Annotated in this window: 18 protein-coding genes and 1 tRNA gene; 9 read left to right on the plus strand and 10 right to left on the minus strand. The window is 72.0% G+C overall.

What is annotated here, in order from left to right; all coding sequences use genetic code 11:
- Positions 1–488 (plus strand): arsenate reductase ArsC (locus GUY59_RS37190; RefSeq protein WP_161714885.1); only part of this gene is annotated, 488 nt, incomplete at its 5' end.
- Complete coding sequence (locus GUY59_RS37195; protein WP_138208485.1) at positions 485–868, plus strand: VOC family protein; 384 nt, start codon at positions 485–487, stop codon at positions 866–868. The genes GUY59_RS37190 and GUY59_RS37195, both read left to right, overlap by 4 nt.
- Before the next feature lie 138 nt (positions 869–1,006).
- Here GUY59_RS37195 and selB read toward each other — a convergent pair whose 3' ends face one another.
- The 3 genes from selB to GUY59_RS37210 all read right to left on the minus strand — a co-directional run bounded on the left by selB (position 1,007) and on the right by GUY59_RS37210 (position 4,278).
- Positions 1,007–2,872, minus strand: a complete 1,866-nt coding sequence (gene selB, locus GUY59_RS37200; protein WP_138208486.1) for a selenocysteine-specific translation elongation factor — start codon at positions 2,870–2,872, stop codon at positions 1,007–1,009.
- Positions 2,872–4,170: an L-seryl-tRNA(Sec) selenium transferase gene (gene selA / locus GUY59_RS37205; RefSeq protein WP_138208487.1), complete on the minus strand. Its 1,299-nt coding sequence runs from the start codon at positions 4,168–4,170 to the stop codon at positions 2,872–2,874. The genes selB and selA overlap by 1 nt, the downstream gene beginning before the upstream one ends.
- 14 nt (positions 4,171–4,184) lie before the next feature.
- A tRNA-Sec gene (locus GUY59_RS37210) sits at positions 4,185–4,278 on the minus strand.
- A gap of 68 nt (positions 4,279–4,346) precedes the next feature.
- Between GUY59_RS37210 and selD the strand changes: the two genes are divergently transcribed.
- Positions 4,347–5,369 (plus strand): selenide, water dikinase SelD, encoded by a 1,023-nt coding sequence (gene selD, locus GUY59_RS37215; protein WP_138208488.1) that lies wholly within the window; start codon positions 4,347–4,349, stop codon positions 5,367–5,369.
- A gap of 28 nt (positions 5,370–5,397) precedes the next feature.
- Here the strand turns inward: selD and nrfD are convergent, their stop codons facing one another.
- From nrfD to fdh, 3 genes are read right to left on the minus strand one after another with little or no spacing between them, the layout of a single operon-like run.
- Positions 5,398–6,330: an NrfD/PsrC family molybdoenzyme membrane anchor subunit gene (gene nrfD, locus GUY59_RS37220; protein WP_252375262.1), complete on the minus strand. Its 933-nt coding sequence runs from the start codon at positions 6,328–6,330 to the stop codon at positions 5,398–5,400.
- Positions 6,327–7,124 carry a 4Fe-4S dicluster domain-containing protein gene (locus tag GUY59_RS37225; protein WP_161714886.1) on the minus strand — a complete coding sequence of 266 codons (798 nt, stop codon included), beginning with the start codon at positions 7,122–7,124 and terminating at the stop codon, positions 6,327–6,329. The genes nrfD and GUY59_RS37225 overlap by 4 nt, the downstream gene beginning before the upstream one ends.
- Positions 7,117–10,305: a formate dehydrogenase gene (fdh, locus tag GUY59_RS37230; RefSeq protein WP_138208297.1), complete on the minus strand. Its 3,189-nt coding sequence runs from the start codon at positions 10,303–10,305 to the stop codon at positions 7,117–7,119. Before fdh ends, GUY59_RS37225 begins: the two co-directional genes overlap by 8 nt.
- A gap of 57 nt (positions 10,306–10,362) precedes the next feature.
- Between fdh and GUY59_RS37235 the strand changes: the two genes are divergently transcribed.
- The 4 genes from GUY59_RS37235 to GUY59_RS37250 all read left to right on the plus strand — a co-directional run bounded on the left by GUY59_RS37235 (position 10,363) and on the right by GUY59_RS37250 (position 14,361).
- Entirely contained in the window at positions 10,363–10,494 is a 132-nt protein-coding gene (locus GUY59_RS37235; protein ID WP_138208296.1) for an alpha/beta hydrolase, read from the plus strand.
- Between the two features lie 155 nt (positions 10,495–10,649).
- Positions 10,650–11,009 carry a hypothetical protein gene (locus GUY59_RS37240; RefSeq protein ID WP_138208295.1) on the plus strand — a complete coding sequence of 120 codons (360 nt, stop codon included), beginning with the start codon at positions 10,650–10,652 and terminating at the stop codon, positions 11,007–11,009.
- 164 nt (positions 11,010–11,173) lie between these two features.
- Positions 11,174–13,261 (plus strand): AfsR/SARP family transcriptional regulator, encoded by a 2,088-nt coding sequence (locus GUY59_RS37245; RefSeq protein WP_161714887.1) that lies wholly within the window; start codon positions 11,174–11,176, stop codon positions 13,259–13,261.
- A 287-nt stretch (positions 13,262–13,548) separates the two neighbouring features.
- A complete protein-coding gene (locus GUY59_RS37250; RefSeq protein WP_138208293.1) occupies positions 13,549–14,361 on the plus strand; it encodes a S1 family peptidase in 813 nt (270 codons plus the stop codon).
- A gap of 163 nt (positions 14,362–14,524) precedes the next feature.
- Here the strand turns inward: GUY59_RS37250 and GUY59_RS37255 are convergent, their stop codons facing one another.
- Positions 14,525–15,580, minus strand: a complete 1,056-nt coding sequence (locus GUY59_RS37255; RefSeq protein WP_161714888.1) for a hypothetical protein — start codon at positions 15,578–15,580, stop codon at positions 14,525–14,527.
- Between the two features lie 345 nt (positions 15,581–15,925).
- Between GUY59_RS37255 and GUY59_RS37260 the strand changes: the two genes are divergently transcribed.
- Both GUY59_RS37260 and GUY59_RS37265 read left to right on the plus strand, forming a co-directional pair.
- A complete protein-coding gene (locus GUY59_RS37260; protein WP_161714889.1) occupies positions 15,926–16,417 on the plus strand; it encodes an RICIN domain-containing protein in 492 nt (163 codons plus the stop codon).
- A 142-nt stretch (positions 16,418–16,559) separates the two neighbouring features.
- Entirely contained in the window at positions 16,560–19,481 is a 2,922-nt protein-coding gene (locus GUY59_RS37265; protein ID WP_201761792.1) for a S8 family serine peptidase, read from the plus strand.
- 220 nt (positions 19,482–19,701) lie between these two features.
- Here the strand turns inward: GUY59_RS37265 and GUY59_RS37270 are convergent, their stop codons facing one another.
- The 3 genes from GUY59_RS37270 to GUY59_RS37280 all read right to left on the minus strand — a co-directional run.
- On the minus strand, positions 19,702–20,229 hold the full coding sequence (locus tag GUY59_RS37270; protein ID WP_138208328.1) for a hypothetical protein: 528 nt from the start codon (positions 20,227–20,229) through the stop codon (positions 19,702–19,704).
- Positions 20,230–20,328: 99 nt separating this feature from the next.
- Entirely contained in the window at positions 20,329–21,468 is a 1,140-nt protein-coding gene (locus tag GUY59_RS37275) for a hypothetical protein (protein ID WP_138208329.1), read from the minus strand.
- Between the two features lie 149 nt (positions 21,469–21,617).
- The coding region (locus GUY59_RS37280; protein WP_161714890.1) for an NAD(P)/FAD-dependent oxidoreductase at positions 21,618–22,858 on the minus strand (1,241 nt) is incomplete at its 5' end.

Here is a 22,858-nt window from a genome sequence, read left to right on the forward strand (position 1 = left end):
CCCCGGTCCCGTCCTCTGTCACGGTCGGCGGCGCCCAGGCCCGTCCCCGGGTGTTGTTCACATGCACCGGCAACAGCGCCCGCTCGCCGATCGCCGCCGCGCTGCTACGTCACCGCGGCGGCGGCCACGTGGAGGTGATGAGCGCGGGCAGCCACCCGAAAGCGCGCATGCATCCCAACGCCGTGCGCGTCCTGCGGGAGGAGTACGGCCTCGACCTCGCCGGCCTGCGGCCGCGCCACCTGGACGCCGTGGACCACCGCCGTTTCCATCACCTGATCAGCCTGTGCGACAAGGTCCGCGAGGTGCATCCCGCGTTCGGCGACCGGCCGCGGCCAACGCACTGGAGCATTCCCGACCCCGCCGCGACGGGCGCCGACGACCAGGCGAGCTACCCAGCCTTCCTGCGGACGGCGGCGGAGCTCGACACGCGCATCCGCCACCTGCTGCCCGTTCTCGCCCGTGCCACGACCCCGGAGGTCCCCTCATGACCACACCGTCCGAACCCGCCGGCGTGCGCTACATCGTGGACGACGTGGCCGCCGCCGTGCGCTTCTACACCACATATCTCGGCTTCACCCTGCGCGCTCACCCGGCTCCCGCCTTCGCCGACGTCGTACGCGGCCCGCTGCGGCTGCTGCTGTCCGGGCCGCAGAGCTCCGGCGCCCGGGCCACGCCGGAGACCTCGTCCACGCCGGGCCGCAACCGCGTCCATCTCGTCGTCCACGATCTCGACGCCGAGATCACCCGGTTGCGGGCGTCGGGGCTGTCCTTCTCCGGCGAGGTCGTCGCGGGGCCGGGCGGGCGCCAGATCCTGCTCACCGACCCGGCGGGCAACCTCGTCGAACTGTTCCAGCCCGCCGGTCGCTGACCTCCGGCCCTCCCGCCCGCATCGACCGGTCACCTCAGCCCGGTCACCACAGCCCGGTCACCCCGACCCGTCGCGTCCGCGGCGGTGTCCCGGTGCCCGCCGTCCACCGAACCCGCGTGAGCCGCCACCGCTGGACGGTCATCGCCCTCGCGCGGGTGGTCGACAGCGGCGGTGCACCTCGTCCAGGCGTTCGGTGAGGCCGGCCCTGTCGAGGTGTTCGAGCAGCGGCACGACGACCCGGCGGGTGGTGCCGAGTGCGTGCCTGGCCTGGCTGACCGTGAACGGTTGCGGCAGCCGGCTCAGCAGTGCGACCGCTCGTGCGTCGGCGCCCGGCAGCAGGACGATTCCTTCGGCCACCCGCAGCAAGCTGCCCGCCCGTTCGGCCGCGGCCAGCTCCCGCGGGCCCAGCCCGAGCTCGGCCAGGCGTCCCGCGTCCGGCGCCTGGAAGGGCCGCGCCGCCAGGTCCCGTCGCAGCCGCTCGACCGCCCTGGCCACCGGCTCCGGCAGACCCGCGGGACCCGCCACGATCCGCCCTCCGTGGAGCGCGAGCGGCGGCCGTACCAGGGAGGTGACCAGCCGCCGGTCGGGCAGGCCCAGCCGGTGGCGGGCCGCCTCGACCGGCATGGCGGGCTCCAGGGGGTGGCCGGCAGCGTACCGCCGGGCCTCCTCGGCCAGCCGCCGGCCCAGCTCCTTCCAGTGGTCAGGGTCGGCGTACCACTCCCCCGACGTTCCCGGGACGTCCGGCGGGACGCCCATGGCGCGCAGGTCGGCGGCGCGCAACAGGCGGTGCAGGCGCAGCGCGTACGCCGTGCCGGGAGCGCCGGTCTCCGGCAGGGCCCCTCCCTGCAGCGCCGTTTCCAGCAGCGCCGTTTCGAGCGGGGCCGTTTCCAGCAGCGCCGTTTCGAGCAGGGCCGTTTCCAGCAGGGCCGCCCGCTGCCCGGCGACACCCCTGCGGCCCAAAGCCGGCGGGCGCACGTCGAGCACGCTCGCCCCGGCGAGCACCCGCACCTCCGACCGGTCCCGCCCGGGGTCACGCAGCAGCAGCACGTCGCCGAGATGCAGCGGCACAGGACGGGTCAGCCGCAGCCGCACGACGCGCCCGCCGAGGCGCCGCGCCTCGGCCGCCACCGCCGCCGACCCGACGTGGACCGTCAGTCTCCGGGGCAACCCCGCGCACTCGTGCCGCAGCGCCCCGACCAGCGAGACCCGCACGTCGATCAGGTCCGTGTACGTCCAGCCGCCCGGCGTGACGAGCGCCTGCCCGCGGCCAGGGACGTCGTGTCCGCGCAGGTTGACCGCCATCCGCGCGACCCCGCTCACCGTGTCACGCGGCTCCTTCAGCGACTCCAGGCCTCTGACCCGTACCGGCTCGCCGGCGAGCAGCAGTTCGTCGCCCACCGAGACCGTCCCGGCGGGGAGCGTCCCGGTGATCACCGTCCCGCTGCCGGTCACGCTGAACGCCCGGTCGATCCAGAGCCGGACCTCCGCGGCCGGATCGGGCCTGGGCAGCCCTGCCACCAGCCGGTCCAGGGCCTGCCGCAGCTCGGGCAGCCCCTGGCCGGTGCGCCCGCTCACGGTGACCGCCTCCACCCCGCCGATGCCGGCGGCGTCCAGGCGGGCACCGGCCTGCTCCACCGCCGCGGCAGGGCCGGCGAGGTCGGACCGGGTGACCACGAGCAGGCAGTGGCGTACGCCAAGGGCCTCCAGCGCCACCAGGTGCTCCTCCGACTGCGGCATCCACCCCTCGTCGGCCGCCACCACGAACATGACGGCGGGCACGGGCCCCACCCCCGCGAGCATGGTGGCGAGGAACCGCTCGTGGCCCGGCACGTCCACGAAGGCGAGCCGTTCCCCCGACGGGAGGGCCGTCCAGGCGTAGCCGAGTTCGATGGTCAGGCCGCGCCGGCGCTCCTCGTCCAGCCGGTCGGGCTCCATCCCGGTGAGCGCGCGTACCAGCGTGGACTTGCCGTGGTCGACGTGTCCCGCGGTGGCCACGACGTGCATCAGCCCCGCACCTCCGCCACCGCCAGCACCGCGCGCTCCACGTCGCCGTCGTGCTCTGGCGGGACGGTGCGCAGGTCCAACAGCAGGCGCGCGTGCTCGACGCGGCCGACGACCGGCGGGTCGCCCGTCCGCAGCGGGACGGCGAGACGTTCCGGCAGGCTCACGGCGGCACTCGGCAGCCTCACGCCGGGCGCCCCGCCGCCTCCCACGGCGGCCGTGCTCGGCACGTCCCTCGCGTCGACCCCGACCCCCGCCAGACGGCCGGCCAGGGCGGCCGCGCGCCTCGCCAGCACGGCCGGGTCGGCGTGCAGCGCCTGCGAGACCGGCGGTACGGGACCGCGCAGCGTCGCCTCCAGCGCGGCGAGCGTCAGCTTGTCCACCCGCAGCGCGCGGGCGAGCGGGTGGCGGCGGCACCGTTCGACCAGGTCGGCACGGCCCAGGAGGAGCCCCGCCTGCGGGCCGCCGAGCAGCTTGTCGCCACTGGCCGTCACCAGGTCGGCGCCCGACTCGATCATGGTGGTTGCGTCGGGTTCGGCGGGCAGCAGCGGCTCGCGGGCCAGCAGGCCCGAGCCGATGTCCACGACGACGGGCACGCCGAGCCCGGTCAGCTCCGGCACCTCCGCCACGCCGGTGAAGCCCTCGATGCGGAAGTTCGACGGGTGCACCTTGAGCACGAACCCCGTCGCCGGCCCCACCGCGTCGGCGTAGTCACGGGCGGAGGTGCGGTTGGTGGTGCCCACCTCGCGCAGCCGCGCCCCCGTGGAGGCGAGCAGGTCGGGGATGCGGAACCCGTCACCGATCTCCACCAGTTCGCCCCGGCTGATGAGGATCTCCCGCCCGGTGGCGAGCGCGGTGGCGACCAGGACGAGGGCGGCGGCGTTGTTGTTGACGACGTGCACGTCAGCCGCCGCCGGCACGGCCGCGGCCAGCGCCTCTGCCGCGCTCCGTCCCCGCCGCGCCCTGGCGCCCGTCGCCAGGTCGAACTCCACGTCGGCGGGCCCGGCCGCGGCGGTCATCGCCTCGACCGCCGCCGCCGACAGCGGCGCCCTGCCGAGGTTGGTGTGGATCAGCACGCCCGTGGCGTTGACGACCGGGCGCAGGCTCGCCGCGCGCGCCGGAAGCGCCGCCACCGCCGCGTCGGCCACGTCGTCCGGGCCGATCTCACCCTGCCGCGCCCGGTCCTGGGCCGCCGCCACGGCCGCCTTGACCACCTGCCTGCCCAGCCGCCCGCCCGCCTCCACCAGGCGCGGGTCGGCCAGCACGGCGTCGGTGCGCGGCACCAGCCTGCGACGGTCCATGTTTCCGAACATAAGCGGAGGCGGACGGGAATCGAACCCGCCAGGCCGAGAACCTCGGCCTCGTCGGTTTTGAAGACCGCGGGGGCCACCAGGCGCCCAGACGCCTCCAGGGGAGAACCTACCCACCTCGGGGTAGGTGACCCGGCGGCACCCGCGAAATCGCAGTGAGGACGGCCATGACACCAGCGAACCCGCGAAGCCCGGTCCGGCTGACGCAGTACGCGCACGGGGGCGGCTGCGCCTGCAAGATCCCGCCCGGCGAGCTGGAGACCATCGTCGCCGGCCTCGCGGCGCCGCCTCCCCGCGCCACCGGCGCACCGGCCGGCGAGCTGATCGTGGGACTGGACGACGGGGACGACGCCGCCGTGGTACGGATCGACGGCGGCCGGGCGGTCGTGGTGACCGCCGACTTCTTCACGCCCGTGCTGGACGACCCGTATGACTGGGGCCGCGTCGCGGCGGCCAACGCCCTGTCCGACGTGTACGCGGTCGGCGGGGATCCCCTGGTCGCGGTGAACCTGCTCGGCTGGCCCCGCGACCGGCTGCCGCTCGACCTGGTCGAGGAGGTGCTGCGGGGCGGCCTGGACGTGGCACGGGAGGCCGGCTGCCACGTCTCCGGCGGCCACAGCGTGGACGACCCCGAACCGAAGTACGGCATGGCGGTCACCGGCCTGGCCGACCCGGCGCGCCTGCTGCGCATCGACGCCGCCCGTCCCGGCCTGCCGATCTCGCTGACCAAGCCGCTCGGCGTCGGGGTGCTGAACTCGCGGCACAAGGCGACGGGTGAGGTGTTCGAGCAGGCGATCAGCACGATGACGACGCTGAACCGCGACGCGTCGCGGGCCGCGCTGGCCGCCGGGGCGCGGTGCGCCACCGACGTGACGGGGTTCGGGCTGCTCGGGCACCTGTACAAGCTGTGCAGGGCGAGCGGCGTGACGGGGGTGGTGGACGTGGCGGCGGTGCCGTACCTGGAGGGCGCACGGCAGGCGCTGCGCGACGGCCACGTGAGCGGCGGCACCCGCCGCAACCTCGGCTGGGTGCGGCCGCGGCTCGACCCCGGCCGGTTCAGTGAGGACGACCTCCTGCTGCTGGCCGACGCCCAGACGTCGGGTGGGCTCCTGGTCGCCGGCGAGGTCCCTGGCGCGCCCGTCATCGGCGAGCTGGTCCCCTTGGACGGCCCTCACCTGCGCCTGCGCTGACCGTGGGCGGGGCCTCGTCCGTCCGGTGTCAGGCGTCCTTCGGTACGGCGCCGGCTCGGGCGTCGAGGCGGCGGCGCTGGGGGACGACGGTGTACTTCGGGTCGGCGGCCGAGGCGCGGCCCGCTTCGAGGATGCCGAAGCGGGTGCACAAGGAGCCCGCCGTGAGGGCGATCCCGGCCAGTGCGGTGAGGGCGCGGCTGCGTCCCGCGACCACCGCGAGCAGCCCGCCCCCGGCCGTGAGCACGCGCGCGGCGCGCATGAGCCGGCCGGCCCGCCCTTTACGGTACGGCTCCCCGACGAACCCGAGCCGCCGCTCCAGCACCTCCCCCGCGACCGTCTCCGTGGCGGCCCCGAGCGCGGCCACGGCACGGGCAGGACCTGCCTGGGCCCGGGGCGTGCCGAGCATGGCGACCGCGCCCGCAGCGGCCATCGCGCTGCCCGCGAACAGGAACGGCAACTCCCGGTACGCCTCGTGCCAGGCGGGTACGGCCGTGTCGGCGACCAGGACGGCGGTGTAGGTGGCGGTCAGCGGCCCGGTCACCCCGGTGGCCAGCAGCGCCGCGTCCCCCGCGGCGGGCAGGACGCCGGCGAGATCACCTGCCAGGGCCGCGGCCGACAGCCCGCCCTGGGCGGCGAGGACCCACGAGCCGACGCTCATCGGGGAACTGGGCTTGAAGATCCGCAACATGTTGAGGAACCGTTCCGGCCTGCCCAGCTCGGCGGCGAGCAGGGCGGCTCCGAGGGTCGCACCGGCCGCCGCCGCGACGCGGGCCGTACGGGCCAGGCGGGCGTGGCCGGTGAGGCGGGCCATGACGGCTATCGTGGACGACGCTCCAGACATCCCACCCAGATAGAGATATGTCGGCATGTGGGGCTCGTGCCAGACGGGCGGCTTGAGCACCGGGCGGCCGTAGTAGGACCGGAACTCCGCCTCCGGCACCATCGCCGGCTCCCGCCTCACCGCCGCTCCCCCCTGCGCGACGACCCGAGGAAGGCGAGGGCCACGGCGCCCATCGCCGACACCGCGGCGGCGCCCGCCCAGCGCCACATGGCCGGCAGGTCACGGGTGGTCACCACGGGATCCGGCGGCAGGCCGTACACCTCGGGCTCGTCCAGCAGCAGGAAGAACGCCCCGGCCCCGCCCACCACGTCGCCGGGGCTCTCGCCGTACAGGCGGGCCTCCTCGTGCCCGTCGGCGCGCAACCGGGTCACCCGCTCCTCGGCGCGCTCGCGCAGCTCGTCGAGCGGCCCGAACTGGATCGAGTCGGTGGGGCAGGCCTTGGCGCAGGCCGGTTCGAGGCCGCCGCGCTGGCGGTCGTAGCACATCGTGCACTTCCAGGCCCGCCCGTCGCCCTCCCGCCGGTCGATCACGCCGTACGGGCAGGCCGGAATGCAGTAGCCGCAGCCGTTGCAGATGTCGGCCTGCACCACCACCGTGTCGAACTCGGTCCTGAACAGCGCCCCGGTCGGGCAGACGTCCAGGCAGGCGGCGTGCGTGCAGTGCTTGCACACGTCGGAGGACATCAGCCACCGGTCCACGCCCTCCTCGTCGCCCGCCCGCACCGGCCGTGACTGCTCGATGAACGCGACGTGCCGCCAGGTGTTGGCGCCCAGCATGCCGGTGTTGTCGTAGGAGGTCGCCTCGAAGACGAAGCCGTCGTCGGGGATCTGGTTCCACTCCTTGCAGGCCACCTCGCACGCCTTGCACCCGATGCAGACGCTCGTGTCGGTGAAGAACCCCATCCGCTCAGCCATGGCGGTACCTCTCCAGCAGTTCCAGCGCCGCCCGGCCCCTCGGCCGGCGGCCCGGCCGCACGTCACAGGTCATGGCCTTGCCCTCCTGGATGTAGACGTTCGGGTCGAGCACCAGCGGCATCAGGTCGTTGGCGACGTCACCGGTGACGAGCCCGCCGCCGCCCCATCCCCAGTGGTAGGGCAGGCCGACCTGGTGCACGACCTCGCCACCGACGCGCAGCGGCCGCATGCGCCCGGTGACCAGCACCCTCGCCTCCACGACGGCGCGGCTGGTCACGATCGTGGCCCAGCCGCCGTTGTCCAGTCCCACCTCACCGGCCAGCTGCGGGGACACCTCGCAGAACAGCTCGGGCTGCAGCTCGGCGAGGTAGGCCAGCGGCCGGCTCATCGCGCCCGCCGTGTGGTGCTCGGTCAGCCGGTACGTCGTCAGCACGTACGGAAACCGTCCGTCCGGCGCGTTGTACGGGCTCTCGGGCCGGTGGTAGGTGCGGCGGGCCGGGTTGGCCCGCTGGGCGTAGAGGGGGTTGGCGACCGGGGACTCGTGCGGTTCGTAGTGGGCGGGCAGCGGGCCGTCGACGAGGCCGGCCGGCACGTACAGCCAGCCCTTGCCGTCGGACTGCATGATGAACGGGTCGGTCCCGGCGAGCGCGTCCTGGGCGTGGGCGCCTTCGGGCGGCACGTAACCGGGCGGCTTGCCGATCTCGCAGTCGGGCACGTCGTCCCCGGTCCACTCGCCGCGCTCGGCGTCCCACCACACGTACGCCTTGCGCTCGCTCCACGGGCGGCCCTCGGGGTCGGCGGAGGCCCGGTTGTAGAGGATGCGCCGGTTGGCCGGCCAGGCCCAACCCCATTCGAGCGCCACGGCGCTCTGCTCACCGCGTGGGCGGCGGCGGGCCGCCTGGTTGACCTCGTCGGCGTACACGCCGCAGTAGATCCAGCAGCCGCATGTCGTGGAGCCGTCGGGCCGGAGCTGGGTGGACGACGACAGGGCGCGCCCGTCGGGGCCGACCCCGCCGATCTCGCGGAGCACGGCCTCGGCCGAGGGCTCGCGGTGCACGCCGTGCTCCGGGTAGTCCCAGGTCAGCTCACGTACGGGCCGGTCGATCTCGTCGTCGGTCATGCGCTTCCTGAGCAGCTTGCCGAGGTGGTAGTAGAACCACAGCTCGCTGCGGCAGTCCCCGGGCGGGTCGAGCGCCTTCTCCCGCCACTGGAGCAGCCGCTGGGTGTTGGTGAACGTTCCTTCCTTCTCCACGTGGCTCGCCGCGGGCAGGAAGAACACCTCGGTGCCGATGTCCTCGGTGCGCAGCTCGCCCGTCTCGAGCTCAGGGCCGTCCAGCCAGAACGTGGCGGTCTCCACCAGGGCCAGATCGCGGACGACGAGCCAGTCGAGGTTCGCCAGGCCGAGGCGCTGCGCCCGGCCGCCCGACGATCCGACGGCGGGGTTCTCCCCCACCACGAAATAGCCCTTCACGGTGCCGTCGATCTGGCCCATGACCGTGGTGTAGTGGCCGTGGTCGCCGGTCATGCGCGGCAGGTGGCCGAAGCAGAAGTCGTTCTCCTCGGTGGCGGCCTCGCCCCACCACGCCTTGAGCAGGCTCACCAGGTAGGAGCGCCGGTTGCCCCAGAAGCCGGTCGCGCCGCCCTCCAGCTCCAGGTAGTGGTCGAGGCCGCGGTGCCGCCCGGCGTGCGGCATGTCCAGGTAGCCGGGCAGGATGTTGAACAGCGTCGGGATGTCGGTCGAGCCCTGGATGCTGGCGTGGCCGCGCAGCGCGAGGATGCCGCCGCCGGGCCGTCCCATGTTGCCGAGCAGCAGTTGCAGGATCGAGGCGGTGCGGATGTACTGCGCGCCGACCGTGTGCTGGGTCCAGCCGACCGAGTAGACCCAGGCGGTGGTGCGCTCGCGGCCGGAGTTGGCGGTGACGGCCTCGGCCAGCTCGGCGAAGCCGTCACGCGGGATGCCGCACAGCCGCTCGACCAGCTCCGGGGTGTAGCGGGCGAAGTGCCGTTTGACGATCTGGTAGACGCAGCGCGGGTGCGTCAGCGTCGGGTCGGTGCTCGGGCTGGGGGGCGCGGCGGGCCCGCCCGCCCCGAAGGTGTCGGAGCCCGCCGCGTCGGCGTCGCGGCGCCCGCCCTCCGCCTGCTCGGCCGAGGGCTGCTCGCCGGTCGACTCGTACGCCCAGCTCCTCGGATCGTACGTGGCCGTCTCCGCGTCCCAGCCGGAGAACAGGCCGTCGAGGTCCTCGGTGTCGCGGAAGTCCTCGGAGACGATCGTGGCGGCGTTGGTGTAGGCCAGCACGTACTCGCGGAAGTCCAGCTCGTTCTCCAGCACGTGGTTGATCAGCGCGCCGAGCAGCACGATGTCACTGCCCGCGCGGATCGGCAGGTGCCGGTCGGCCAGCGCGCTCGTGCGGGTGAAGCGCGGGTCCACGTGGTAGACCCTGGCCCCGCGGGCCTTGGCCTCCATCACCCACTGGAAGCCGACGGGGTGGCATTCGGCCATGTTGGAGCCCTGGATGACGATGCAGTCCGCGCCTGCCAGGTCCTGCTGGAAGGTGGTCGCGCCGCCACGCCCGAAGCTGGCCCCCAGACCGGGGACGGTGGAGGAGTGTCAAATGCGCGCCTGGTTCTCGACCTGGATGGCCCCGAGGGCGGTGTAGAGCTTCTTCATCAGGTAGTTCTCTTCGTCGTCGAGCGTCGCCCCGCCCAGGCTCGCGATGCCCAGCGTGCGGCGCACGACGTTGCCCTCGTGGGTCTCCTCCCAGGTCTCCCGCCGGGTGCGCGCCACCCGGTCGGCGATCATCTCCATCGCGGTGTCCAGGTCGAGCCGCTCCCACGCGGTGCCGTACGGCCTGCGGTAGAGCACCTGGGTCTGGCGGCCCGGGTGGGTGACGAGCTGTTTGCTGGCCGAGCCCTTGGGACAGAGCCGGCCCCTGGAGATCGGCGAGTCGGGGTCGCCCTCGATCTGGGTGACCTTGCGGCCGTCAGGGCCGTCCTCGACGTAGACGAGCTGGCCGCAGCCGACGGCGCAGTAGGGGCAGATCGATCGGGCGACCGTGCCTGCGTCCTCGGTGCGAGGGCGCAGAGCGTCGGTGCGGGACGACCGTGCCGCGTCGCTCCTGCCGTCCTCGCCGGTGAGCTGGCGGATCACCGGCCACCGGGCGAGCCATCCCCTCCCTGGCATGATGCGACCTCTGCCCGTATTCATCCGGCTCATTCTGGCGGTCCAAACAAAAATCACATGACGTACGACGGTGACGGGCACTCCGCCCACCGCAGGTCCGCCTGCGCCACCCGGCACATCGACGCCTACCTCGTGACGGGCGACCTGCCGGCCGCCGGGACCGCGTGCAGGGACCGGGCGGTGGAGTAGCCGCGCGAGTCCGGCACGGCCGTTGCGGACGGGGAAATGACCGGTCTATGTCCTGTGCCCACCCTGGTGCGATAGCTCCCGAGGGCCGAGCATCTTCCGGACAGGACACAAGCACCAGAAACGGGAGCGCAACATTGTCGCCGACGAGCAGAACAATGACAGCCGGACTCGCCTTGACCGCCCTCGCCACGGTGACCGCGGGATATCTCTCGAGCCCGGCGGTGGCCGGCACGGCCGGTGGGCAGGTCACACTGTTCTCGGGTTCTTCTGACGTGGAGAACGTGTCGTACAAGCAGTGCGAGCCCCCGACCCAGCACCAGTCGCGACTGGCCCACGTCGTCTCGTTCGACAACCGACCGTCGGCCGGCTGCCACGTCGTCCTGGTGAATCTCCAGGGCGGCACCTTCACCTTGTGCCATGGCCGGGGCTCGGTGCCGGCCGCCTTCCGGCAGTCACCGACCGTGCAGATCAGGCCGGGCAGCTCCAACATCTGCCTGGACGATCCCGGAGCATGAGCGACGGGCGAGGCACGGCGCATGCCGGTGAACGCCCGTCGGACGGTCCGGCGCTCGGTTCGGCGCCCGCGGCCGATCACGGACCGGGGAATCTCGAGGACCACGGGCTCCGTGTCGCGTTGCTGGGTCCGTTGCAGGTGTGGCGGGGGTCCACGGCGATCGACGTGAGCTCGAACCGGCTGCGGACGATGCTGGCCGCCCTGGCCCTGTCCGCGAGCAACACGGTGACGGTCGAGCAACTCGCCTTCGCGCTGTGGCCGGACGATCCGCCGGCCCATCAGCGGCGTAGCGTGCAGACCTACGTCAGCAGGCTGCGCCGCGCGCTGGGGCCGGCGGCCATCCGCACGGTGAGGGGCGGGTACCGGCTCGACGCGGATCCCGACGACGTGGATGTGCTGCGCTTTCACCGGTTGCTGGCCAGGGCGGCGGCGTCGCGGGGAACACGAGCGGAGCGGGAGCAGTTGGAGGAGGCGCTCGCCCTGTGGCGGGGCGCCCCGTTCGGCGGCCTGCCTTCCAGCACGTTGTGCGGGCCCAAGGCGGTGCGCCTGGTGGAGCAGCGTCTGTCGGCCGTGGAACGGTGGATCGACCTGGGACTGGCCGAGGGACGCCACAACGAGCTGGTCGCCGAGGTGCAGGAGCTCGCGCTCCGGCATCCGCTGCGCGAGCCGCTGTGGGAGCGCCTGCTGCTCACGCTCGGCCGCTGCGGCAGGCAGGCCGAGGCGCTGGCGATGTACGAGCGGCTCAGGCGCCGCCTCGCCGACGACCTCGGCGTCGATCCCTCCCCCGAGCTGCAACGGAGGCACCTGTCCCTGCTCGCCGACGAAGAACGCCCGGCCACGTCGCCCACGCCCTGCATGCTGCCGGTGGCGGTGGCCGGGTTCGCCGGCCGTGACGACGCGTGCGAGCGGATGGACCGCCTGTTCGACGGGGACACGAGGATCTGTGTCGTCTCCGGCACCGCCGGAGTGGGCAAGACCGCGCTCGTCCTGCACTGGGCGCACCGGGCCAGGGCGCACTTCCCCGACGGTCAGCTCTACGTCGACCTGCGGGGGTTCGGGCCCTCCGCCGCCGCGACGAGCTCGCACGACGCGCTGCCGGCGCTGCTCACGGCCATGGGAGTGCCGCCGCAGGCGATCCCGGCGGAGACGCGGGCCAGGGCCGCGCTCTACCGGACGGTGCTGGCAGGCAAGCGCATGCTGGTGGTTCTCGACGACGCCCGTGATGCCGAGCAGGTGCGCCGGCTGCTGCCGGGTGACGCCGGGTGCGCGGTCGTGGTCACCAGCCGCCAGGGACTGAGCAGCCTCGTCGCCTCGGAGGGCGCAGCGCTGCTCACGCTGGACGTGCTCACGCGGGAGGAGGCCAGGGATCTGCTCGCGCGCCGCCTGGGGCGGGAGCGGATCGCCACCGACCCCGCCGCCACCGACGAGATCATCGAGCTGTGCGCGCGGCTGCCGCTCGCGCTCGCCATCGTGGCCGGCCGCGCGGTCGCCCGCCCGTTGTCGCCGATGGCCGCCCTGGCCGCCGATCTGCGCAGGGTCAGGGACGACCTCGGCGTCCTCGCCACCAAGGACAGCCTCACGGACATGCGCGCCGTGCTGGCCCGCTCCTACGACGCGCTGCCTCCCGATGCAGCCCGGCTGTTCCGGCTGCTGGCCGTCCATCCGGGGCCGGACGTCGGCGAGGCGGCGCTCGCGAGCCTCGCGGGGCTGCATGCACCGCAGGTGAGCGAGCTGCTCGACACGCTGCTCGATGCCCACCTGGTGAGTGAGACCGTGCCCTCCCGGTTCTCCTTCCACGAACTGCTGCGTACGTACGCACGGGGTCTCGCCCGCGCCGGGGACACCTCCGCCCATCGCCGGGCGGTCCTGCGGACGATCGAGCACTACCTGCACACCACGTACCGGGCCGCGTTGCTGCTCGACCCGGCGGCGCAGCTGATCGCCCCGGACGCTCCGGCGGCGAAGGTGCGGCCGGAACACCTGAGGGACCGCGGGCAGGCGCAGGCCTGGTTCCGGGCGGAGCGGGTCGTCCTGTTCCGCGTTCTCCGGCTGGCGATGGCAGAGGGGTTGCACCCCCACGTCGTCCGACTCGCTCTCGCTGTGACGGTCTGGTGCGATCTGGAGGGCGACGAGCAGGGAAAGACCGCGCTCGAGATCCTCGCCCTGGAGGCGGCGGGGCGCTCGGGCGACCACGCGGCGCGGGGGCGACAACAGCTGCACGAGAGTGGCCAGGCCCGTCATACGGGTCGCTAGTACTCCAGTGGCCCTTCGCGATCATGGATCGGGTCTGCGCTGGTAGTGGAAGTGCCGGGCGGTGAGCTGATGGCGACGCCGCTGGCCGTCGCCATGTGACCCCAACGCCCCTGAAGACCGCGAAGGGTCGGTGGAGTACTGGGCGCTGTCTTCGCCGTTTCGGCTCGCCGCATCACTGATCGTTACCACCAGGCTGAAGACGATACGAAGCCCTCGTGAATCCTTCCTTTCCTACCCTTTCGCCCAATGCGATCAACCGGTCGCGCCATGCCGGAAAAAGGGACGACATGAGGAAAAGACTGCTCGGCGCTGTTCTCGCGCTCGCGGCACTGGCCACATTGACGTGGTCGGGCACCGGAACCGCATTCGCGGACGACCCCGGATACAACCCCCACCTCATCGGCGGGGACCCGGCAACCGAGGAATACGGGTTCGCCGCCGCGCTCCTCTACAAGGATCAGGGCGACAGACCGGCCCCGCTCCGGTGCGGCGGCGCCCTGATCACCCCGCAGTGGGTCGTCACCGCCGCCCACTGCGTCGCCGGCCGCAATCCGGCGGACTTCGAGCTGAATGTCGGTTCGAACGACTATCTGGGCGGCACGGCGTTCAAGCCGGCCAGGTTCGTGGTGCACCCGTACTGGGACGACGAGGACGAAAAGAGCATCGGTGACATCGCTCTGATCAAGCTGGCGGCGCCGTCGAAGGAACGGCCCATCGCCCCATTGTCGCACTCGGCCCCTGGCTCGACGGTGCGCATGATCGGCTGGGGCAGGACCGTCGCTGACGACCCGGCTTCGATACCGCGGCAGATCCGGCAACTGGACACGAGGACGCTGGAGCTCTCGGCGTGTTCCTTCGGCGACGAGTTCGACGCGACGCCCGGTGACCTCTGTGTCGAGAGGGCGAAGGCCGACGCAGCGGGCGCGTGCAACGGCGACTCGGGCAGCCCGCTGCTCCTGAACGTCGGGGGTCAATGGCGAGTCATCGGCGTGGACAGCCGCAGCGGCGGCGATTCCTGTCTCGCCACCGACGAGGTCTTCACCTCGATCGGGTTCTATCTGGACTGGATCACGGACACGATCACCGCCGACCAGTCCTGACGCGACGACCGGCCTTCGTCGAGACGCCGGTCCATGCCGGCCGCGGCGCCTCGACGATCGAGCGCGCCGCGCGCATGGCGTACGAATGGAGCCGCCGCTGCCCGCCGCGGGAACAGCGACAGGCAGCGGCGAGCACGGAGCTCGGTAGGTGACCCCGGGGGTGTCAGGGGGTCATGGTGGCGATGTGGAGATTGCCGGAGGAGATGTTGCAGCCGGCCGCGATCGCGAACAGACGACCGTTGTTGTCGAAGATCCTTGCCCCGGCCCACGACCCATCAGTGCGCCTGAGATTGTGGAACGCCCGCCCCGCCGACAACGTGATCTGATGAAGACCCTGAGGACCGGCAGCAGCCGCCACCGCACTCACCGGCCCCTGATCCGTGATCCGCGCCCCCGTCCACGACCCATCAGCACGACGCGTGTTCAGATGCACCCGCCCCCCAGCCAACGTGAACTGATGCAAAGAACCATCCGGACCACCCGCATACGCCACACTGCCGACCGGACCCTGATCAGACACCCTCGCACCCGTCCACGCACCAGAGGGCGACCGCATATTCCAGAACACCCGGCCCACGCGAGGTCCGGACGGATGCCACCAGGAGGTCTCCCGCCGCGCCCCCGGCCAGCCGAAGCTGAAATGGATGTGATCGGTGTGCGGGCTGGCACCGTTGTAGGGGGCCCAGGATCCGTCCTGCCAGATGCGCCGGTTCCAGATGATGTACATGATTCCCAGACGGCGAACCATCGCGTTCCGGTTTCCGTACTGGTCGGTCGCCAGCAACCAGTTCAGCAGGTCGTTGGCGTGCGCGTTCTGAGTGGGGTTCGAGACATTGAAGTGGTAGTCCAGCGCCCTGCCTTCCTTGTGTTCGCTGGTTCCACCGGAATTACAGTCCCGGCTGATGCCGGAGATGTGCGTGCCGTACGTCCGGTTGAGCAGGTCACGGAAGTCGAGCACGCCGGGCTTCGCGGCGGGATCGCATGTCGTCTGGTATTGATGGGGAGCGTAACCTTCGATCTCCGGGCCGAAGTGGGGAGTCGGCGGAGCGGCGAGGGCGGCGCCGGGCATCGCGACGACAGCCGTCATCGCGGCCGATAGGCGAGAAGGATCAGGAGAGCCGACCTGGCGGCCCTCCTGAACGTGGTCGCCGCGTACGATAATTTCATTTCTATCCTTTCCGTGCGGCCGTGGCGAGGCGTTGATCACGACCTCGCCCACGAGAGTCTCGGCTTGCGCACGTCAGCGGTCCAGGACATTTTCCGGACATTAATTCGCGTGGCGGACGGACTTCGGAAAAGGATTTCTGAACGGATGCCGATAGGTGTTTCGCCGCGTGTCTTGGGGTTATGGATGTTTCCTTCGCGGACGCGACCGGACCGTCTGTAAGTTCTCACGGCAGCCGGGCATGAGGGCCAGGCAGGGATGAGTCCGGTCAAAGTCCGGTTTCCGTCCTGGACTGCCGGTCAGCCAGGCTCGATATTGCTGATCAGCTTCGTTCCCGCGGCGCCGCACGGGTTCCGGGATTCCGGCTCATGCCGCCAGCCCAGCCAAAGGGAGAAAATGATGCTGCGTAAGCTGTTCGCGTGCGTCGCCGTGATGACCGCCCTGCCGCTGTGGACGGCGCCGGCCGATGCTCACCGGACGAAGTCCGCCCTGGCCGGTCAGGTCATCCGCAACAAATCGTCCAGGCTGTGTCTGGTCGCCCGAGGGGCGCACGGGTCCCCGATCGCGCAGACATCCTGCGACGCTCACTACGCGGATCAGAAATGGATTTTCCGTTATCCATGGGGGACGAGCGATGCCCGCTTTCAGATTCTGAACGTCCACAAGAACCTGTGCTTGGTGGCCCGAGGCTCCACCGAGTCCTCCGCGACGCTCGCCGGCTGCAACGCCACCTGGGCCGATCAGCTCTGGACGAGGAGAGGCTGGGCCCATGTGGACTACGAGCGATTCACCAATGTCAATTCCGGATTGTGCCTGGCAGCGCGGGCTGGGCGGCCGGCGATCCAGACGCGGTGCGGCTCTTGGGACGACCAACTCTGGTTCCCCTGGTGAGCCCGCCGGCCGCCGAAGACGTTGTGCCACCACATGTCCGTAGAAAGGAAGGGTGTGCGTAGTGCTGCGCCGAAATGGGTTACGCAATGGGCCGCCCAGCCGGAAAGTGGGTATGGTCCTCGGCCTCACGGCCTCATTGCTCGTGGCGTTACCGGTCTCGGCCGGTGCGCAGCCGGCGGGTGCCGAGGCGCCGGGGTTGTACGTGGTGCAGTTCGCCGGCGCGCCGCTGGCGACGTATTCCGGGGGCGTCGCCGGCATCCCGGCGACGAAACCGACCGGTCACTCCAAACTCGACACCACGTCACGACGTTCCCGGCTCTACCAGGAGCACCTGCGAGCGGAGCGCACCGAGGCATTACGGAAAGCGGGTGTCCCGACCTCGAAGGTGGTGTCCGACTACAGCGTGACGTTCAACGGGCTGGCGGCCAGGCTCGGCTCCGCCGAGGTCCGCAGGCTGCGGAGTACCGCCGGCGTGGCCCGCGTCTACAAGGACAGGGTGCACACCTGGCACACCTCCAGCACTCCCCGCTTTCTCGGGATGTCGGGGCCGGACGGTGTCTGGCGGAGCCATCTGGGCGGTCAGGACCGCGCCGGCGAGGGCATGATCATAGGGGTGATCGACGGTGGCTTCTGGCCGGAGAACCCCAGCTTCGCGGCACTGCCCGAACCTCGCCCTGACGCCGACGCCATCGCCGCCAAATGGTCCGGTGAGTGCGTCACGGGCGAGCATGAGCCGGTGACCTGCAACAACAAGGTCATCGGGGCTCGATGGTACAACCAGAGCGGCTACGGAGACCCTGCGAACGGCGAGTTCCTGTCCCCGCGTGACCGTGCCGGCCATGGCAGCCACACGGCGAGCACGGCCGCCGGAGTGCCGGTCGACGCGAGCGTCGCCGGCGCTCCGGTCGGGCAGGTCTCGGGCATGGCGCCCGCCGCCCGTCTGGCGATCTACAAGGCCGTGTGGCACGTCGCGCCCGGTGTCGGAGCGGGCGGCACGACCGACCTGCTCAAGGCCATCGACGATGCGGTGGCCGACGGCGTGGACGTCATCAACTTCTCCATCGGCGACGGTTATGACGAGTTCGACCCCACGGATGTCGCCTTCTTCAACGCCGCGGCGGCCGGCGTGTTCGTCGCGACCGCGGCAGGCAACTCCGGCCCAGGCGCCGGCACGCTCGACAACGCCCAGGCGTGGGTGACGACCGTGGCCGCCGGGACGCACGACGTGCGCTACACCAAGGCCGTCACGCTGGGCGACGGGGCCACGTACGAAGGCGTCGGCCTAGGTGGGGCTCTTCCGGCCGAGCGGCTGGTCGATGCGGCGACCGCGCCGGCACCGGAGGTGGATGCCGCACGGGCGGCCTTGTGCCATGTGGGCTCCCTCGATCCGGACAAGGTGCGCGGAAAGGTCGTGCTCTGCCGGCGCGGGGAGAACGCCCGGGTTGAGAAGAGCCAGGCCGTCGAGGAAGCCGGCGGTCTTGGCATGATCATGTACAACAACACACCGGCTGAATCCCTCAACACGGAGTACCACTCGGTTCCGACGGTCCACGTGGACTCGGCCGCCGGCGCCGCGATCAAGGGCTATGCCGCGGGGAACCACGACGCGACCGCAGCGCTGTCCGCGATGGCGCAGGCGTCGCAGCGCGCGCCCGGCGTGGCCTCCTTCTCTTCGGTGGGCCCGTCGGCGACCAGCCGGGGCGACCTGCTGAAGCCGGATGTCCTCGCGCCAGGCGTGGACATCGTCGCCGCGGTGCCGCCGGTGTCCAATCCCGCGAACTCGTCGTACGGGCTGAAGAGCGGAACATCGATGGCCAGCCCGCACGTCGCCGGCACCGCCGCGCTCCTCATGCAGAAGAACCCGGCGTGGTCGCCCTCCGCGGTCAAATCCGCGATCATGACCACGGCCTACCAGGCAGGCAAGGAAGACAAGCCGATCATCCGGCTCAGTGACGGCGCCCGTGCGGCCCCCTTCGACATGGGCGCAGGTCACGTCCGGCCGGCGGGGATGTTCGACCCCGGGCTGGTGTACGAGTCCCACGAGGTCGACTGGCACCGTTACAGTTGCGGCCTCGGCGTGGACATGCGGCTCGACGACGGCTCGTCGGCGTGCGCGGCACATGGCGCGATGGACCCCAGCAACCTCAACTACCCGTCCATCGCCATCGGCGACTTCGTCGGCCGGCAGACCGTCACACGAACCGTCACCGACACGACCGGCCGGGACAGCGTCTACACGGTCAAGGTCGAAGCGCCGCCCGGAATCACGGTGAACGTCAGCCCTACGGAACTCACCGTGCCGGCCGGTGGCAGCGCGTCCTTCCAGGTGAAGGTCACGGCCGCCACACCGATCATGAACAGGTACGCGTTCGGCTCGCTGACCTGGTCAGACCGGGCCGGACACCGTGTCCGCAGCCCGATCGCGGTCAAGCCGATGATGGTGCGGCACCCGGCCGCGATCACCGGCTCCGGTTCCGCCGGATCGCAAGCGCTCCAAGTGACACCGGGATACAGCGGGACGCTCAAGGCCGCGCCGCTCGGCCTCACGGCGCCGTCCGTCACGACGTCGCGTCTGGTCGGCACCTACAACGGCGGATTCGACCCCCGGAATCCGCCCAGCAGCCCGGCGATCGCCAAGAAGACGATCACCACGGCGGCCGGCACCCGGCTTGTCAGGATCGCCACGTACGACGAGTATCCCGACGGGACGGACATCGACGTGTACGTCGTCCGCGACGGGGCTTTCCTCGGTGCCTCCCAGGGCCTCACCTCCGAGGAGGAGGTTCTCCTGCCAGGGAGCGGCACCTTCGACGTGTACGTCCTGCAGTGGGGTCTGCCGGCGGGAACCGACGCGACCGATGTCCGCCTGTACTCCTACGCGCTGACACAGGCCACCGGCAACCTGTCGGTGGCTCCGGCGGAGGCGCAGGCGCGGCCGGGTGATCCCGTCACCGTGACCGTCAACTGGACCGGCGTGCCGTCCGGGAGCCACTACTTCGGAGCGGTCGAGTATTTCTCCGGCACGACATCCTTGGGCATGACGGCGCTGAAGGTCGAGGGGTAGCGCCCGCGGCCGGCCGTCCGAGAGTCCCCTCTTCAGGCGAGACGCGTTCCAGGGCCCGCCATGCCCGCCATGCCCGCCATGCCTGCCAGGCATGGCGGGCGGACGTGCCATCGACTGGAGCACATGGCGCAGACCCGGCCGCGGAGCGAGGCGGCCGGGTCGGGCGCGGGCTCGTCCCCCAGGCGAGGGCGGCCCCTGACGTGTCAAGGACGGCCAGCGGTCACTGGAGGTAGCCGGAGGGGCCGTCCAGGGACCAGCCCGGCTCGTTGCGCAGGATGGAGTCCTTGTGCGCGGTGATGGCGATGCGCCACTTCGGCCGGTTGTCGTAGTGGAGACGCCAGATCCGCTTGGCCGGATCGCCGGTCTTGCCGACATACCCGAGGATGCCCTCGTTCACGAACTTGCCTGAGGCGATCAGCTTTCTGAGCCCGGCCGGATCGGCCGTGAGGATGTACGACATGGCCGACGTGGACCGGAGACGGTACAGAGCCGTACCTCCACTGAACGGCTTCACGGCGACCCGGCCCAGCGGGGTCGGGGTGCGCTTGAAGCCGTGCTTCTGGACGGCGCGCTGAGCCTCGGCGGGGTTGGCGGTGTAGAAGAAGCCCTTGCTCTTGGGAGTGACCAGTTCGATCAGCGGGCTGGTTCGGGCGGTCGGTGCCGGGTCGGCGCTCGCGGGCGCGCCGACCGCGACCGACGCGGCCATCGCCGAGAGGGCGGCGATGGCGAGAAAACGCGTTGTCGTCATGCGGTTCCTTGATCCAAGGCGATACGGACCCAGGGAACCTAACGTCACGGTCATTCAGGACGGCCTCAGATCGTCCTCACCCCTGACCGCGAGCGCCCGTCACGGCCGGTTCAGCAGCACTCCCGTCAACCGGTCGTAGCGGTGGACCCGCACGCGGGAATCCGCGTGGTCCCGCAGCCCTTCGACCCGCACGACGAGCACGCCCTGGCGTACGCGGTCCTCGGTGCGGACGCGCAGCCAGGGCTCGCCGTCGCGCAGCGCGGTGACCTCCTTCACCAGGTCGCCGTTGCGTCCCGCCGCGATGGCGTACGCGCGGCCCTGGGGCGAGGTGACGTCGATGCCGCCGTCCTGCCGCAGGGTGAACGTGACGACGAGGTCGCCGCGGCCGCCGTTCGCGTCGCCCACGAAGTCGTACACCGGCGCGGGGTCACCCACGTAGTACTTCAGCCGGCCGAGGCCGGTGACGTCCATGCCGTTGTAGAAGTTGCGGCCGTCGGGGTCGAGCCAGAAGTGGGGGTTGTGGGTGGGCGCGGCGAAGTCTGCGCCGGAGTTGTACGAGATGTGCCAGTGCGGAGGATTGTCGGGGTGCAGGGTGTTGTTGGTCTCGATGCCCATCAGCACGAACCGGTGTCCCTTGGCCGCGGCGACGTCGACCATGCCGGAGTCACGCAGGATGGTGTGGGCCGCGACCATCTGGTGGATCACCGACGCGACCGGCCCCGCCGGCCACGGCACGGTCGTCCATGGGCCCGCGGCGCGGTCGGGATCGTTGTGCTCGATGCGCCAGTTCATGCCCGGTGAGACGTCGGGATGGCTCCAGACCTGCAGGGTCGGCTGGTTGGCGTCGGGCGACGACTGGGTCATCGGCAGGGTGAAGGACACGCTGTGCCTGTCGCCCGGAACGCGGCGCAGCTCCAGCCGCGTGTCCTGGTGCACGACGGCTTCGACGCGCTCGCCCGGCCAGCGGACGTTGACCTCGATGCCGGCGGCGTCGCGCGGGCCGCGCACGAACGTGTAGTACTCCGCGCGGGAGGCCACGGAATACCGCTCGCCCGGCAGGATCTCGTAACCGGAGGGCAGGGTGACCTCGGGCGTGCCGGGTTCGCCGGGCCGGCCGCGCGCGACGCGGAAGGCCGCGAAGGCCGTCTCCGCCGCCGAGGCGGCGGCAGGCAGGACGGCGGGCAGGACGGCTGTGGGCACCGCGGTCAGTAATGTTCGGCGGGACAGTGATCCGGACATGAGGGCGTTCCTCTCGACTCACACCAGGCTGGGCCGTCCGTCGTGCGGGAGGCGCGCCTTCGTGTTCCGTCTCTCGCGGGTCAGCGGAACCTCCCCCTCCCGGACGACCGGTGAACAGGGAGCATCCTTCCACGCCCCTGACAGGCCTTTCAGCCGGCGGGAGGCCGGATGCTCAGCTGTTCGGCCCGGTCGAGTTCGGCGGCGGCGTCGGGCACCAGCCCGAGGCCGACGGTCTGGCGGCTGAGCAGGCCGGTCAGCGCCCAGTCGGTGACGACGCGGAGCCGGTTGCCCGTGGCGGGCAGCGCGAACAGGTGGTACGCGCCGGTGATCGCCGCCGCCGCCGGGCCCGTCACCCGCAGGTTGAACGGCGCGGCGACGGCCTGCCCGCCCCCGAGGTCGGCCACGGAGCCGAGGTCGCGATGCCGGTACGGCCGCGCCCGCCCGTAGCCCAGCCCTGCGGCGACGTTGCGGGCGGCGGCCTGACCCTGCCGCATCGCGTGCTGGGCGGTCTGCGGGCACACCGACCCCGGCCGGGTCAGGTCGGGCACCGCCGCCGCGTCCCCGAGCGCGACGACGTCGGGCCGTCCGGGCACGGCCAGGTCGGCGCCCACGACGAGGCGGCCCTTCTCCCTCGGCAGCCCGAGCTCGCCGACCAGCGGGGCGGCGGCGACGCCCGCCGTCCACACCAGCAGCCGGCACGCCACGGTGGTGCCGTCGTTCAGGTGGACCGTGTCGGCGGTCAGCCGGTCGACGGCGGCGCCGAGCCGTACGTCGACGTCACGGGCGCGCAGGATGGCGAGCGCGCGCTCCGACAGCCGGGGGTCCAGGTGCGAGAGGATGCTGCGGCCAGGGTCGACGATGATCCAGCGGATGTGCTCGACCCGCAGCCGGGGATAGGCGGCCAGCGCCGAGCGGACGAACATGCGCATCTGGGCGACGTACTCCGTGCCGGCCAGGCCAGCCCCGACGACCACGAACGTGGTGTACGCGGCCCGCTCGGGCCCCTCGGCCAGCCCGTCGGCCAGTTCGAGTTGCGCCAGCACGCGCTCGCGCAGGTAGACCGCCTCGGTGATGGTCTTGAAGCCGTGCGCGTGCTCCTTCAGTCCCGGGACGGGGAACGTCCGCGTGACGCTGCCGGGGGCGAGCACGAGCCGGTCCCACCCGATGGTGGTGACGTCGCCGTCGCGGTCGCACACCGTCACCGTGCGCGCGTCCAGGTCGACCCCGGTCGCCTCCCCCGGCCTGAGCCGGGTGCGCCGCAGGGCCCGCAGCGGGACCGCCACGTCCACCGGATTGACGACGCCCGCCGCGACCTGCGGAAGCAGCGGCGTGTAGAGGTGGTAGTCGGAGGGGTTGACGAGGACGAGTTCCGCGGCGCCCGGGGGCAACC

It is taken from the genome of Nonomuraea sp. K271 (assembly GCF_009908215.1).
GTDB lineage: Bacteria > Actinomycetota > Actinomycetes > Streptosporangiales > Streptosporangiaceae > Nonomuraea > Nonomuraea longispora.

Bases quoted from the DNA above. Each gene is read 5' to 3' on its own strand.
- selB (WP_138208486.1), bottom strand. From the start codon at position 2,872: ATGCACGTCGTGGCCACCGCGGGACACGTCGACCACGGCAAGTCCACG.
- GUY59_RS37260 (WP_161714889.1), top strand. From the start codon at position 15,926: ATGCTGCGTAAGCTGTTCGCGTGCGTCGCCGTGATGACCGCCCTGCCG.
- GUY59_RS37225 (WP_161714886.1), bottom strand. From the start codon at position 7,124: ATGGCTGAGCGGATGGGGTTCTTCACCGACACGAGCGTCTGCATCGGG.
- selD (WP_138208488.1), top strand. From the start codon at position 4,347: ATGACACCAGCGAACCCGCGAAGCCCGGTCCGGCTGACGCAGTACGCG.
- GUY59_RS37195 (WP_138208485.1), top strand. From the start codon at position 485: ATGACCACACCGTCCGAACCCGCCGGCGTGCGCTACATCGTGGACGAC.
- GUY59_RS37235 (WP_138208296.1), top strand. From the start codon at position 10,363: ATGACGTACGACGGTGACGGGCACTCCGCCCACCGCAGGTCCGCCTGC.
- GUY59_RS37270 (WP_138208328.1), bottom strand. From the start codon at position 20,229: ATGACGACAACGCGTTTTCTCGCCATCGCCGCCCTCTCGGCGATGGCC.
- GUY59_RS37250 (WP_138208293.1), top strand. From the start codon at position 13,549: ATGAGGAAAAGACTGCTCGGCGCTGTTCTCGCGCTCGCGGCACTGGCC.
- GUY59_RS37275 (WP_138208329.1), bottom strand. From the start codon at position 21,468: ATGTCCGGATCACTGTCCCGCCGAACATTACTGACCGCGGTGCCCACA.
- GUY59_RS37240 (WP_138208295.1), top strand. From the start codon at position 10,650: ATGACAGCCGGACTCGCCTTGACCGCCCTCGCCACGGTGACCGCGGGA.
- selA (WP_138208487.1), bottom strand. From the start codon at position 4,170: ATGGACCGTCGCAGGCTGGTGCCGCGCACCGACGCCGTGCTGGCCGAC.